This window comes from Leeuwenhoekiella sp. ZYFB001, from assembly GCF_011784865.1.
GTDB lineage: Bacteria > Bacteroidota > Bacteroidia > Flavobacteriales > Flavobacteriaceae > Leeuwenhoekiella > Leeuwenhoekiella palythoae.
This window is the reverse complement of the sequence record NZ_CP050460.1, coordinates 4,039,568-4,053,756: the sequence shown is the minus strand read 5'-3', so window position 1 is coordinate 4,053,756 and position 14,189 is coordinate 4,039,568. Positions and strand designations below refer to the sequence as shown.

Genomic DNA, 14,189 nt, shown 5'->3' with positions numbered 1-14,189 from the left:
GCGCGTTTTACAAAACCTTTGGCTTCACTCCAAGATGCTCCGGGACCATTGACCGCCTCATAAATACGATAGAACGCGTAGCCAAATAAACCAATCGCCAAAGCGCCCAATAAAACCTGACCAAAAGGTTGCCCCGCAAGAAATTGTAATGCATTATCACTGCCACTTTTAGAACCGCCTAAATTAAACGCGGCCATTGCAGTTAAAACACCTATTAGTGCATACACCGCACCCTTTGCTACCATCCCCGCTCGGGCAAGTTTTTCTTTTTTATTATTCATCGATTTGGAAATTAGTTAGTTACCGCCAAACTATTGATTGTCGTCAATATCTGCTCCCAACCCGATGTTATAATAAACTAAACGAAGTGCTAAATCTTCTTTACATAATCTGTCACCAAGACGATTTGCTGTCCGTCAACTTTACCTTCAATGTATTTTTCATTTTCGTGATCTAGAGAAATTCTGCGTACAGCGGTACCTTGTTTAGCCACCATACTGCTGCCTTTCACCTTAAGATCTTTAATCAACACCACAGAATCGCCTGCTTCCAGAACAACACCATTACTGTCGCGATGCACCAAACCTTTGGTTTCCGTTTCATCAGCAATTCCGGCTTTTGCCCAATCTTTTACGCTTTCTTCCATATACATCATATCTAGCAAATCTTGCGGCCAACCTTCGGCTCTTAGTTGGTGTAGCATACGATAAGCTACGACTTGTACCGCCGGAACCGTGCTCCACATACTGTCGTTTAAACAGCGCCAATGATTGGGGTCTATTGCGGCTTTATCTTCAAGCTGCATGCGACAGGTTTCTGAAATAAAAATATGGGTTTCCACCTCGGGTAGATCAGGCGAATTAGGAACCGCATAAATATCAAGATCCTCGGTGCTTCCACTCAATTCACATACATTACCACTACGGTCTCTTAAGTCTTGTTCTAGGCTCATAATTCTACTGTTGTTGATTGAGGTGTAAAGTTAGGTTTCTTCTAAATTTTTACCCTTTGCAACGCTAAAAAAGAGAACTGGTCTTTAACCTAGAAGTCTTAAATTAACTTATCATCAATCAAATCATTACTTTATGAATTTTGCTAGAGCATATCATCCTCACTGGAATACTTCTGAAAAATTACTTGTCCGCTTCCTTTTATTGTATTTCACAACTTACATTCTCTTACAGTTTTTGTCTCAGCCTGCAGAACCACTAGTGCGTTTAGCAGGTCACCTCATCCTTGGTGTAGAAAAAGAATTACAGTTTTTTGCCACAGGTAGCGGCGACTCTACTTATGCTTATGTGCTTTTATTTGTAAACTTTTTAATCACGCTATTGGGTACAATTATATGGACGCTAGCTGATCGAAAACGAGCGTCTTACAATGCTCTTTTCTACTGGTTTCTGGTCATATTACGCATTTTTTTAGCGATGATGCTATTGAGTTACGGGTTTGCAAAAGTTTACAAAACTCAATTTCCAGAACCATCCCTCATCCGGTTATTACAGCCACTGGGCAGTTTTTCACCTATGGGACTTGCTTGGACGTATATGGGTTTTAGCGAAGCCTATAATCTATACACCGGATTGCTTGAAGTTATAGGCGGTTTACTGTTAATATGGCGAAGAACTACAACATTAGGAGCTTTGCTTGTCGCCGGAGTGATGAGTCACGTCGTAGTGATGAATTTCACTTATGATATTCCGGTAAAATTATTTTCTATGCATCTTTTAGCCATCGCTATTATTCTGATTGCCACAGACCGAAAAAGACTTTATAACCTGTTCTTTCGTAACAAAGCCACCTCTAGTATTATTGAATATGATCCCATCAAAAATAAGCGGTATCAAAAGATTAAAACTGGTCTTAAACTCGCGAGTGTTATTTTGTTTATAGGAGTTTCGGTTTGGCAGGGATATACCAATGAACGTAGTTTTGGCGATAAACGAGCCAAACCTCCACTTTACGGAATTTGGGAAGTGCAGCAAATGAAAGTCAATGACAGTCTGGTGGCTCCCTTAATTACAAATGATGCTCGCTGGCGGTATTTTGTCATTGATTATAAAAATCGCTGCAGTATTCTGTATATGAATAATGAAGTAAAATGGCTAAATCTTGAAATTGACACCAGCCAATCAAAACTATCAATCTACAACTATGATTATGAACAGCACGATAATTTCTCCTTTACGCGAGATGATGATCGCTTAAATATAAAAGGAAAGTTAGGTCGTGATTCTCTGGATATTCAGATGAAAGCAAAAGATCTAAATGAGATGCTGTTACCCAATCGCGGATTTCATTGGATCAATGAATATCCGTTTAATCGTTAAACCCTTACGTTAAGAATGGCAAAATAAAATCAGTCTTTTCTGGCATTCAAGCCCCTGTACTTCCTAAGCTTCTGCGAATTTCAAGAAGTAAAAACCCTGTAAATCAATAAAATATTTTACTCTACACTTGTAGAATTAAAATTTATTTCTACATTTGTAGAACATATTCTAAAAATGTAGAAGCTATGAGTCTTTCTAATGCCGAAGAACAATTGATGCAAATTTTATGGAAATTGGATAAAGCCTTTATGAAGGAACTCATAGAAGCCTACCCCGAACCAAAACCAGCAACTACCACTGTGGCCACCTTGCTCAAACGAATGCAAGACAAAGGTTTTATAGATTATGTGCAATACGGGAGATCGCGAGAATATTTTCCGCTGGTGAAGAAAAACAAGTATTTCTCAAAGCAAGTCAATGGAATGATCAAAAATTTCTTCAACGACTCTGCCGCTCAGTTTGCTTCATTCTTCACACAAGAAACCGATTTGACGCAGCAAGAATTAGAAGAACTTAAAAAACTGATTGATGAACGCTTAAAATCTCAAAAGTAATGGCAGCCTACCTCATCAAATCTATCTTGTGCCTTCTGGTTTTTTGGGGCTTTTATAAAGTAGCTCTAGAGCAAACCGCTGCGCACCACTTTAAACGCTTCTATTTACTGGGAATTTTGGCTGTAGCCATCGCATTACCCTTGGTCAGTTTTAGTTATACAGTGGAAGTTGCACCGCAACCCGTAGCCGCCGAGACCCATTTTGAACCGGCTGCTTTTACAGAAGCTCCAATTACCACACGAACTGCCCAATCAACAAATTGGCCACTCCTTAGTTTAGCACTCGTTTATGGTGCAGGTGTGCTGCTTTTGGGTTTCCGGTTTTTGCGTAATCTGTTGCGCTTGCGCGAAAAGGTGCGCCATAACGACCACATCAAAGCTTCTTCACACATCAATGTATTACTGCTAGAACAAGTGGTTCCGCATTCGTTTCTAAAGTATATTTTTCTACCGAAGACCGACTTTAAAAACAACACGCTTCCTGCCGAAGTCTTACAACACGAGCAAGCTCACGTGATTCAAAAACACAGTTGGGATATTCTTCTTATCGAATTTCTTCAGGTCGTGTTTTGGTTCAATCCGGCACTGATATTACTCAAAAAAAGTGTGGCGCTCAATCACGAATTTCTGGCTGATCAAGCTGCTTTACACCAAAATAATAATCTTACTAATTATACCAATCTTTTATTTAACTATTCGGGAGGTGCTCATCACACCGCGTTAAGTAGCCCGATCAATTATTCATTAACTAAAAAACGAATTCTTATGTTATCAAAAACCCGTTCGGTCAAAAAGCTGACCGCCCGTATCGCACTCTTTGTGCCCGTTCTTGCGCTTTGCATCTATTTCTTTAATCAGGAAATTGTGGCAAAGCCTGCAAACCTGCAAGAACCGGAAAAGGTGACAGATCAGAATGATCAAACCTCTGCAACATCAACAGACACATTCTTCAAAAGCGACAAGCCTAAAGTCATCACCCAAGCTGACCTCGATGCCATTTCTAAAAATCCAACCTACCACATCCTTGAAAAGAAAGCTCCTACATCTTCTCACCTAAATAAATGGAAAGACGCTTCGCAATACGGTGTTTGGGTTGACGGAAAACGCATTAAAAATGCTGATTTAAAAAGTGCTGAAGCGTACAGTCATTATTTTATAAGCAAGCTTGAGAAAAATGCAAAAAATTACGGCGCGCATTATTACCAAGTTAATCTAATGACGCAGTCTTATTATGAAGACCATAAACAAGTTCAAAATCCACCTTCGCAAGAGGCAATAAAAGCATATTTAGCTCAAACTGAAAAAGTCCTTAACATCACCGTTACAGGCTCTGATGTTTATCTAAATGGAAAGGAAACCACCGTTGAAACTTTTGCAAACGATCTTGATGCCTTGAGTAAAAACTGGACCTTGAGCGAAAAGAAAAATTATAGCGTACACGTGAGAACATCAAATCCTGCAGCTAATCTTTGGCAAAAACTACAAGAAGCTTTTGAAACAACTGCATTATATAAGGCCAATCCAAAAGGTTTGGTTCCGCCACCGCCGCCACCGGCACCTGCACCACCAAAGTCAGGTTCTATTCCTGCGCCTCCACCACCGCCTGCAACTAATTCTAGTCTTGAAGAGGTAACCGTACAAGGTCTTCCTGCACCACCACCTCCACCGCCTGCACCTAAAGAAATGGTACGCTTAGCGAAAGACAACATTTACTATAACGACAAAAAGATTTCGGCTGAAAAAGCTCAGGAACTTATTGAGAACAGTGATGCTTATAACTTAATGTTCAATTCTAACAAGGGTAGTCATTTATTGATCATCAAAGACAAGAATTAAAGCGCTCAACACATCGCAGTCGCATCAAAAACTTACCTCGTCTAGGGGTAAGTTTTTTTTATCACAATACTTTCCTTCGTTTCAACGTTTTAGCATTTCACCATTTGCTTTGAATTTTAATTACTAATCGCGACTTTTAACACTCATCAATCATCATATCATGCTTAAAAAATTCTTTATTCTTTGCTCAGGAGCAGACCATGTGCTTCTAGATTCTTGTGCTCCCGGCGAGCAAAATAAATATACCGGTATTGGCGCTACCGTATTTTTCACTGCGCTAATGGCGTTCATCGCTTCGGGCTATGCGTTATATACCGTTTTTGACTCGATCCCAATGGCGATAGGTTTCGGCTTTGTCTGGGGATTACTCATTTTCAATTTGGACCGCTTTATTGTTTCCACCATTAAAAAACGGGATAATTTCTTAGACGAATTTCTCCAAGCCTTGCCGCGATTGATTCTTGCTGTGATTATCGCAGTAGTAATTTCAAAACCGCTCGAGCTTAAAATTTTTGAGAAGGAAATTGATCGTGTGTTGTTAGAACAGAAAAACGATCTAACCCTCGCCAATCAAAATCAGATCGCCGATCAATTTACTCCGGCCGTTGCTGCATTAGATACCGAAATTGAACAATTAAAAAGCGAAGTCACTACCAAAGAATCGGAAGTAAATGCGCTTTATGACATTTACATTACCGAAGCCGAAGGTACTTCCGGTACCGGAAAACTAGGTAAAGGTCCGGTTTATCAGGAAAAACGAGAAAAACACGATGCCGCTCTGGCAGAACTGCAACAGTTGAAGCAAACCAATGCTGAAAAGGTCGCTGCACTCGAACTGGAGAAAGACAACCTAGCTGCTGATTACGAAACCCGAGTAACCGAAACCCAGCCCATCATTGATAATTTTGACGGTTTAATGGCGCGTATTGACGCTTTAGAAACCTTGCCTTGGCTCCCATCATTTTTCATCTTTTTACTGTTTCTAGCCATTGAAACCACACCGATTTTTGCCAAGCTTATTTCTCCAAAAGGAGAATACGATCTTAAACTTGCAGATGCTGAAGGCGAACTCAAATCGTGGACGACGCAAAAAGCCAATCAGCGTAAAAACCTTATTGATGCAGACAACGTGATTAATGATAAAGTTTACGGCGACCTTACTGAGGAAGACGAACTCTACAACTACAAGAAGAAAATGGCTCGAGATCTGATGCAGAAGCAACAAGATGCTTTTTACAAGCGGCAGAGTAAATTACTTTAGTAAACTACTTGAAAAAAAAACTCTAACAGTCCTAATGAAAAAGCCTTCTCTTTTGGAGAAGGCTTTCTATTTTACCCAAATTTCACAACTTAAAATTTACGATCAGGATTGTAAACGCTTAAATCTAAAGAAGCTTTTTTACCATCAATGATTTCTGAAACTAAGAGCCCGGTTCCCGGACCTAAACTCCATCCCATCATTGCGTGACCTGCTGCTATGGTTAAGTTTTTCCATTTTGAAGGTCTGCCAATGTACGGCAAACCATCTGGAGTTACCGGTCTCAAACCGCATTGGGCTTCGTCTTTTTCCTGCTCAGAGATCACCACATTATTAAAATACCGCGGCACCGCCTCGGCGATCGCTTCAACACGAGCTCTATTAATATTATGATTGATTCCGGCGATTTCCATGGTGCCCGCAAAACGTGTAAAACCATTCATAGGCGTTACCGCAACTTTCGCTTCACACAAGATAGACGGTAAGGTGATTCCGGTTTCATTTTCAGAATTGATACGGTAGCCTTTACCCGCCTGCATTAAGATTTTTAATCCTAATTTTTTATTCAACTCGCCGGTCCAGGCACCTGTAGCCAGAATAACCTCGTCAGCAACAAAAGTCTTACCTGATGCGGTTTTCACATTAGAAAGGGTACCGCTTGATGTATCAAAATCGGTTACTTTTTCGTTCTTAAAAAACTGGATCCCTTTGGCTTGTAAAAGGGTTTTAAACTCTTCCATAAATTCGCCCGGAGTGGTATGATGATCACATTCATAAAACGCCGCACCTTTGATATCTAATTTGGCATTAGGCATTTTTTGCTGAACTTCTTCCGCTGAAAGCATACGGGCCGGCAAACCTTCTTTATTGGCTAAAGCCAAAACGTGTGCCTCTTCCTCAAGCATATGTTCGGTTTTACACAGCATAAGCAAACCGTCTTTCTTAAGCTGAAAATTGAAATGTTCTTCTTCTTTAATATCTGAATACAAGTCGCGGGACAACAAATTGATATCTCGAATCGCCGGAATGGCTTTAGTAACGTTTTCTTCTGAACACGAATTGTTGAACGCCATCGTCCACTTGAGAAAATCGGCGTTTAAGCGCGGTTTAATATACAATGGACTCTTACTGCTGAACATCCATTTGATGCCTTGTTGCATCACACCGGGAGCTGCTAACGGAATAATATGGCTAGGTGTTAGATATCCTGCATTCACGTACGACGCGCCAGAATCCATACTTCCTTGGTCGATCACCGTTACTTCGTGTCCCGCTTTTCGAAGATAATAAGCCGAAGATAAGCCTATAATTCCACCTCCAATAATTACACATTTTTTGCTCATAATTAGTCCAGATTAAAGTCCCAAAGGGTTTGTTTGTCTAGTAAGTTCTCGATGAAATAATTCCATCTTTTTTTCTGAAAATAAGTATTGTATTTCCCGGTATAGCCGTGTCGCTGACTCGGGATGATCAACATATCAAATTGCTTATCGGCTTTGATCAAGGCTTCAGCCAATTTAAACGTCGCTGAAGGATTTACGTTATCGTCGATCCCGCCATGAACCAGCAATAACTTGCCTTCTAAATTAGGCGCCATGGTGATGTTTGACACTTCCTCGTAGCGCTCATCAACAGGATAGCCCATATACATCTCCGGCCACCAGGCTTTTTCCATTCTAAAATCGTGATCCCCGCTACTCGCCACTGCCACTTTATAAAAATCAGGAAAAGCCAATACCGCATGCGCCGCATCAAAACCACCTGCAGAATGCCCAAAAATCCCCACACGCTCAGCATCTACATAGGCGTACTTTTCACCCAAATACTTAATCGCGTTCACGTGATCGCGCAGGTTATCTCCCATATTCATATAAGAAACATCCCGAAAAGCTTTAGACCTTCCGGCAGTTCCCAGACCATCAATAGCCACCACGATAAATCCTAAATTGGCCATCGCCTGATTGCTCAACGCCTGACTGAAACTTTTGGGGAAACGCTGTGTATGTGGGCCGGTATAAGTCGCATCGATAACCGGATATTTTTTTGAACTGTCGAAGTTTACCGGCTTCCAAAAGGCGCCATAAATAGGTGTTTTGTCATCTTTACCGGTTAGTGTAAATACTTCGGGCATCTGCCAGCCTTCCGCTTCAATTTGTGCTGTATTGGCTGTAGTTAGGGTCGCCGTGATCTTTCCATTCTTTTTGCTGCGCAATACCGTTTTTGTAGGTTGATCTACCTCTGAGATCGCGTCTACAAAATAATCAGCATCCTCAAAAAATGTGATCTCGTGATTTGCATTTTCAGGGGTTAGTTCGTTTATTTTTCCTTTTAGAGAAACCCGATACAATTTCTGATGGTACGGATTCATCGTTGCATCAACACCCGAAGCGGAGCAGTAAATCACTTTGTCCTTTTCATCGATGTGTACAATGTCGTTTACTACAAACTCACCATTAGTCAACGGCGTGATTTCCCCGCTATTTTTATTGACTAAATACAACTGCTTCCATCCACTACGTTCAGAAAGGACCACCAGATCATCCCAGCCTTCGATCTCGCGATAGTTGAAATTATCAATACTGGTTTGGGTAGATTCCTCATAAAGCGGCTGCACGGTTTCTTCATCAAGATCAACCACTTTTAAAAACTGCTCTTTGTAACCGCGTGAACGATAGGAAGCGATCATTTTATGCGGCTCCTTATCTTGAAATTTCAACCAAATCCCATTGACGTGTACTTTTTTAGGAAGATCGATTGCCAGTTGTTTTTGGCTTTCTACATCAAAAAATACCGGTTTATACGTCACCATCGTCGTGTCTCCCGGAGAACCGCGGTAGTAACTTAATAATTTGGGTTTGTATAAACTGTCTATGCTGTAATCCAGCAGATACATTTTTTCTGCATTGCGCGTGTCTACCACTTGTGTCACTAAATACTTAGAGTCTGGCGACCATTGCACGCCAAAGTGTTTGGGACGCTCGGTTCCTTCGCCTTCTATGATGTCAAACCAGCCAATACTACTCGCATAATCATAACCTTTTTGACCATCGGTTGTTAACTGAATTTCCTCATCTGTTTGAGCATCACGAATAAATAAATTATGATCTCGGGTAAAGGCGATCCACTTTTCATCTGGCGAAGTGGACTCCATTTGATTGCGCCAATCACGAGAATTTTTAGAAGTTTTTTCTTTACTTTCCTCTAAAGATGTTCCATCCCAGGTGAAGCGTGTATTTTCAAAATCAAAGCTTCGGCCAGTATTTGTCTTTTCAATTTTTGAAACCGAAAGCTGAGCTGCATCCTGTTTCTTATTTAAGATTTCACTTAAAGCTTCTGCTAATTTTGATTGATCAAAAAGCGGTTTAACTTCTGAATCTTTGAAAGAAAGCGTTTTATATTCCTTACCTGCTTCGGTATAGTTCACAAACCAAATCCCCGAATGATCTTCAAATTCGTGAACGGTAGTGCTTAAATTAAAAACTCGTTTATTCCATAGATTACCATAAGTATAGCTAGTTGCTTGCTCATAATCTGCTAAAGTCATTTGCTCTTGCGCAACACCAGAAAAACTGCTGAACAACAGCCCAACAACAAAGAATAAACTGAATTTTACAAACTTCATAAGCTACATATTTGTTGGCAACGCCATAAGATTTAATATTCTGATTTAGTACCCTTACAACACTTGAAAACCGAATGCGTAAGGGTCTTCAGTATCAATAGTCATCGTATTGTGACCATAAACTCTTGCCCAACCTTTTATACTCGGGATCACTGCTTCAAAATCCCCTACTCGGGTGACTTCTTCTACCCGACCTGTAAATTTTGAACCTATAAAACTCTCGTGAATAAAATCGGTATGCGGCTGAATAATTCCTTTGGCATGCAATTGTGCGATACGCGCTGAAGTTCCCGTTCCGCAAGGCGAACGATCGATGGCTTTATCTCCATAAAAAACTGCATTGCGACCTGATGACGTAGCATCTAGGGGATTACCCGTCCATAACATGTGGCTTACGTCGCGTATGGTTTCATTTTCAGGATGCACAAAATGATCTTTGTATTTTGCATTAATCTTTTCCCGTAAAATCTTGCTCAGGCTAATGATCTTAGAAGCATTATAATCGTGTACACCACTAAAATTCTCCTGTGGATCTACAATCGCATAATAGTTCCCACCGTAAGAAACATCAAATTTTAAGGTGCCCAGCTCATCACAATCTATCGTCAAATCACGCGCAGCCAGATAACTTTTCACATTGGTCAGTTTTACCCAATCTACCTTTTTACCGGTTTGTTGATATTCAATCTCTACCAATCCGGCAGGAGCTTCCATTCTGATTTTACCGGGAGTTTTAGGGATGACAAGACCTTCTTCAATGGCGATGGTAATGGTTCCTATGGTGCCGTGCCCGCACATAGGAAGGCAGCCACTGGTTTCAATAAACAGAATCGCAAAGTCATTTTCCGGGTCGTGCGGCGGAAACAAAATACTCCCGCTCATCATATCGTGACCACGCGGCTCAAACATTAATCCGGTGCGAATCCAGTCATATTCTTTCAGAAAATGCTGGCGTTTTTCGCTCATGGTTTTACCCGCTAACGCAGGACCACCCGTTTTTACCACACGCACAGGGTTACCACAAGTGTGCGCATCTATACATTCAAAAGTGTGTACAGCCATTCTTTAATTCACGTATTATATGTTCTATTTTGCTAATGCTTCTTTTGCTTTGCTTATGTACGCATTAACCTGTTCTTCTAAAATGGGTAAAGTCACCGTACCTTCACCCAAAATCACTTCGTGAAAAGCACGTATATCAAAGTCTTCTCCCAATTCGTTTTTTGCTTTTTCGCGTAGCTCGCGTATTTTGAGTTCGCCTATTTTATAACTCAACGCCTGCCCCGGCCAACCGATATAACGATCAGTCTCCGTATTGATCTCGTGGATCGAAAGCGCGGTATTTTGCGACATATAATCTACCACCTCTTGGCGCGACCAACCCATAGCGTGAATCCCCGTGTCTACCACCAAGAGGCAAGCCCGCCACATCTCGTAAGTAAGCTGCCCAAATTTCTCATAAGGCGTGCGATAAATCCCCATCTCATCAGCGAGATATTCAGCGTATAAGCCCCAACCTTCACCGTAAGCAGATAAGTATAAATTGCGTCTAAACTGCGGAATACTATCACTCAACTCCTGATTAAGCGCTCCTTGAATATGATGTCCCGGTGCTGCCTCATGCGCCGTTAATGCCGGAAGCGTGTACAATGTACGACTGTCTAACTTGTAAGTATTTACCAAATAATGCCCCGCTTGCGTACCGTTTATACTACTGCCAGAATATCTTCCGCCGGTGTATTTTGGAGCGATGGCGTCAGGTACTTTGATCACTCCGTAAGGTTGTCTGGGTAACTTGGAGAAAAATGCGGGTAATTCATTATCTACCCGCTTGGCAATATCTCTGGCGTGCATCAACAACGCATCACCTGTTGTTACAAAAAATTGATCGTCGTTGCGTAGAAACGCTAAGAAGTCTGCAAACGAACCTTCAAAATCTACTTCTTTGATAATCTTTTCCATCTCAGCTTTGATGCGCGCAACTTCTTTCAAGCCTAATTCGTGAATAGATTCTGCGGTATAGTCTTTTGAGGTTGTGTAAAAATCGATTCGGTTTTGATAGAATTCCTTTCCGCCGGGACGTGAAGAAACACCAATTTGGTCTCGGGTTTGCGGTAAATATTCGGTTTCAAAAAAGGTTTTGATCTTTTTGAAACTCGGTACCACACTATCTGCAATCACTTGCTGCGCCGCATTTAAAAGCGAATCTTTTCGCGCTTCGGAAATACTTTCCGGCAAGGCTAAAAACGGCGAGTAAAAATAGCTTTCGGTAGGATCTTCAACAATATGCGTATTGTAGGTAGACTCGTAGCCGTTGAAAATAATCTTAGGCTGATTGATGCCTTCTTTTAAGCCTTTTCGCATCAGCGCAAATTGACTTTCTGTAAAATAAGGAATGGCTTTCAACCGGTTTAAATAACCCACAGCCTGCTGATAGCTGTTGATAGGGCGCACCTGATAATTGAGATTTAAGTGAAATCCCTGATCGGCCTGTAAAGGATTGAGATACATCTTATACTTGTAGTGATCTACGCGATCCTGCAAGACAAAATTCAGCAGTTTGTAGGATATGAGCTCGCTGTCATTTAACTCAGAAGTCTCTACACCGTCTAGCTTTTTTAATAAATCTTGAGCAGTTTCTGCCCGTGCTTTGGGCAGTTCCTCATCATAACGTCCCAAAGGATAATCGCGCCAGTTATAATCACGCTGATTTTGATACTCAGCGATGATGCTGTCTAGGGAAACAGCATCCTGAGCTGAAACTGAAAGAGTTAAACTTGAAATAATAAAAAGAAGTAAATAGTGTCTCATACGTTTAATTATTTAATTAATAAGATACAGTAGTACTTTAAACTACTGTATCTCTTGTTTAACTCGTACTAGCTGAAGTTATCAAGCTTTACTATAGTTCCCATCCACCTTGCGAAGAATACCTAACGGATTCTCTTCTTTTAAAGCATCTGGAAGTAATTCTTGCGGCCAGTCCTGATACGAAACCGGACGCACCCAACGGTAAATCGCGTCGTTACCTACCGAAGTAAATTTGGCATCAGAGGTAGATGGAAATGGCCCTCCGTGATGCATTGCAGGACAAACCTCAACACCGGTAGGAACACCATTAAATAAAATTCTACCCACACGCGAACGCAAGGCATCAATCACATCTGTATATGCTGCAACTTCTGAAGTTTCCGCGATAAGCGAACCAGTAAGTTGGCCTTCTAATGCGTTTAAAACCTCAAGCAGTTGCGCTTTTGAAGTACAGCTTACCAACATTGAAAACGGTCCAAAAACTTCTGCGTGCAGCTTTGTATTCGCCAAGAAATCATCTCCCGTAACTTTTACCAAAGCCGGTTTACCATCATTTGCTCCTTCTGCCTCCAAGGTGACTGCAAGCACTTCGGTTCCTGTTGCGTCAAGCATATTTTGTTTTCCGCTTTCATAAGCCGACTGAATATTAGGATGCAACATGCAATGCGCAGGTTGCTCGCCTAAATGCGCAGCCAGATTCTTACCAAAAGTTTCTAATTCTTCTCCTTCAATTCCTAAGATCAACCCGGGATTGGTACAGAATTGTCCCGCGCCAAGATTGATACTTCCCGCATATTTTTGCGCCCAGCTTTCCCCATTGACTTTCAAAGCTTCCGGAAGGATCACCACTGGATTTATACTTCCCATTTCGGCATAAACCGGGATGGGCTCTTCTCTGTTCGCTCCAAGTGCAACCAGGGCTTTCCCCGCTTTTATGCTTCCGGTAAAACCAACACCTTTGATCGCGGGATGCTTCACCAGCTGCTCTCCTACAGCAATTCCTTTACTGTTCAAATTCGAAAAAACGCCGTCAGGCATTCCTGTTTTCTGCGCCGCTTTGATGATTGCTGAAGAGACCAATTCGCCCGTCGCTGCGTGCATTGGGTGACTTTTCACCACAACCGGGCAACCAGCTGCAAGCGCGCTCGCAGTATCTCCACCAGCGGTTGAGAACGCAAACGGAAAGTTACTAGCCCCAAAAACAGCAACAGGTCCGGTCGCGATTTGCATTTTACGCAAATCAGGTTTTGGTGCAGGAGTACGCTCGGCATTACCGTGATCTATGGTAGCTTGCACCCAATCTCCTTGCTCTAACAGGGAAGCAAATGCATTGAGTTGACCAATTGTTCTGCCGCGTTCACCCATTGCACGACCTTCAGGAAGGCCAGATTCGGTGGTGTAGGTATCGATCAATTGCTGACCTAAAGCTTCGATCTCTTCGCCAATCGCTCTTAAGAATGTTGCGCGTTCTTTATCAGATTTGTATTTATATACTTCAAATGCTTCCGCAGCTAATTGGGCAGCAGCATCTACTTCGCTCTCAGTAGCCTCGGTAAATTGCCACTCATTCTCAATATTGAGCTTCGGGTTGATCGTTGTGTATGTCGTTTTTCCTTCCGCAGAAATTTTACTTCCTATATAATTCTTTCCTGTAATCATTTGTATCAATTTCTTTTTAATCGCTTAAACTGCCTTAAGCTTGTTTACGCCAAAAGCACCACGATTGCGGTGCTTTTATTAAACTATAATTTGTGCTTTAAAAGGTTTTATAAAGCCTCA

The 14,189-nt window shown here is 41.6% G+C and carries 10 protein-coding genes and 1 pseudogene; 4 read left to right on the top strand and 7 right to left on the bottom strand.

The window, feature by feature from the left end; genetic code table 11:
* Positions 1-62: 62 nt before the first annotated feature.
* Together HCN54_RS17675 and HCN54_RS17425 are read right to left on the bottom strand one after the other, a co-directional pair.
* Positions 63-245, bottom strand: a pseudogene (locus tag HCN54_RS17675) (DUF1206 domain-containing protein); the annotation flags it as partial.
* 125 nt (positions 246-370) lie between these two features.
* Positions 371-952, bottom strand: coding sequence for a PhnA domain-containing protein (locus HCN54_RS17425; protein WP_167596070.1), 582 nt, complete (start codon positions 950-952; stop codon positions 371-373).
* Positions 953-1,085: 133 nt separating this feature from the next.
* Here HCN54_RS17425 and HCN54_RS17420 point away from each other — a divergent pair, with 133 nt between their 5' ends.
* The 4 genes from HCN54_RS17420 (at position 1,086) to HCN54_RS17405 (ending at position 5,980) form a co-directional block, all read left to right on the top strand.
* Entirely contained in the window at positions 1,086-2,330 is a 1,245-nt protein-coding gene (locus HCN54_RS17420; RefSeq protein WP_167596069.1) for a DoxX family protein, read from the top strand.
* Positions 2,331-2,515: 185 nt separating this feature from the next.
* Positions 2,516-2,884, top strand: coding sequence for a BlaI/MecI/CopY family transcriptional regulator (locus tag HCN54_RS17415; protein ID WP_167596068.1), 369 nt, complete (start codon positions 2,516-2,518; stop codon positions 2,882-2,884).
* Positions 2,884-4,719, top strand: coding sequence for a M56 family metallopeptidase (locus HCN54_RS17410; RefSeq protein ID WP_167596067.1), 1,836 nt, complete (start codon positions 2,884-2,886; stop codon positions 4,717-4,719). The genes HCN54_RS17415 and HCN54_RS17410 overlap by 1 nt, the downstream gene beginning before the upstream one ends.
* Before the next feature lie 160 nt (positions 4,720-4,879).
* Positions 4,880-5,980, top strand: a complete 1,101-nt coding sequence (locus tag HCN54_RS17405; protein WP_167596066.1) for a DUF4407 domain-containing protein — start codon at positions 4,880-4,882, stop codon at positions 5,978-5,980.
* 89 nt (positions 5,981-6,069) lie between these two features.
* Here the strand turns inward: HCN54_RS17405 and HCN54_RS17400 are convergent, their stop codons facing one another.
* From HCN54_RS17400 to HCN54_RS17380, 5 genes are all read right to left on the bottom strand, one after another.
* Positions 6,070-7,320 carry an NAD(P)/FAD-dependent oxidoreductase gene (locus HCN54_RS17400; protein WP_167596065.1) on the bottom strand — a complete coding sequence of 417 codons (1,251 nt, stop codon included), beginning with the start codon at positions 7,318-7,320 and terminating at the stop codon, positions 6,070-6,072.
* 2 nt (positions 7,321-7,322) lie between these two features.
* Positions 7,323-9,599 (bottom strand): S9 family peptidase, encoded by a 2,277-nt coding sequence (locus tag HCN54_RS17395; protein ID WP_167596064.1) that lies wholly within the window; start codon positions 9,597-9,599, stop codon positions 7,323-7,325.
* A gap of 54 nt (positions 9,600-9,653) precedes the next feature.
* On the bottom strand, positions 9,654-10,661 hold the full coding sequence (locus tag HCN54_RS17390; protein WP_167596063.1) for a 4-hydroxyproline epimerase: 1,008 nt from the start codon (positions 10,659-10,661) through the stop codon (positions 9,654-9,656).
* Between the two features lie 24 nt (positions 10,662-10,685).
* A complete protein-coding gene (locus HCN54_RS17385; protein WP_167598798.1) occupies positions 10,686-12,410 on the bottom strand; it encodes a DUF885 domain-containing protein in 1,725 nt (574 codons plus the stop codon).
* Between the two features lie 81 nt (positions 12,411-12,491).
* Entirely contained in the window at positions 12,492-14,069 is a 1,578-nt protein-coding gene (locus HCN54_RS17380) for an aldehyde dehydrogenase (NADP(+)) (protein WP_167598797.1), read from the bottom strand.
* Positions 14,070-14,189: the final 120 nt, after the last annotated feature.

Excerpts from the sequence above, each read along its gene's own strand:
- HCN54_RS17425 (WP_167596070.1), bottom strand. The coding sequence starts at position 952 with ATGAGCCTAGAACAAGACTTAAGAGACCGTAGTGGTAATGTATGTGAA.
- HCN54_RS17420 (WP_167596069.1), top strand. The coding sequence starts at position 1,086 with ATGAATTTTGCTAGAGCATATCATCCTCACTGGAATACTTCTGAAAAA.
- HCN54_RS17415 (WP_167596068.1), top strand. The coding sequence starts at position 2,516 with ATGAGTCTTTCTAATGCCGAAGAACAATTGATGCAAATTTTATGGAAA.
- HCN54_RS17410 (WP_167596067.1), top strand. The coding sequence starts at position 2,884 with ATGGCAGCCTACCTCATCAAATCTATCTTGTGCCTTCTGGTTTTTTGG.
- HCN54_RS17405 (WP_167596066.1), top strand. The coding sequence starts at position 4,880 with ATGCTTAAAAAATTCTTTATTCTTTGCTCAGGAGCAGACCATGTGCTT.
- HCN54_RS17400 (WP_167596065.1), bottom strand. The coding sequence starts at position 7,320 with ATGAGCAAAAAATGTGTAATTATTGGAGGTGGAATTATAGGCTTATCT.
- HCN54_RS17395 (WP_167596064.1), bottom strand. The coding sequence starts at position 9,599 with ATGAAGTTTGTAAAATTCAGTTTATTCTTTGTTGTTGGGCTGTTGTTC.
- HCN54_RS17390 (WP_167596063.1), bottom strand. The coding sequence starts at position 10,661 with ATGGCTGTACACACTTTTGAATGTATAGATGCGCACACTTGTGGTAAC.
- HCN54_RS17385 (WP_167598798.1), bottom strand. The coding sequence starts at position 12,410 with ATGAGACACTATTTACTTCTTTTTATTATTTCAAGTTTAACTCTTTCA.
- HCN54_RS17380 (WP_167598797.1), bottom strand. The coding sequence starts at position 14,069 with ATGATTACAGGAAAGAATTATATAGGAAGTAAAATTTCTGCGGAAGGA.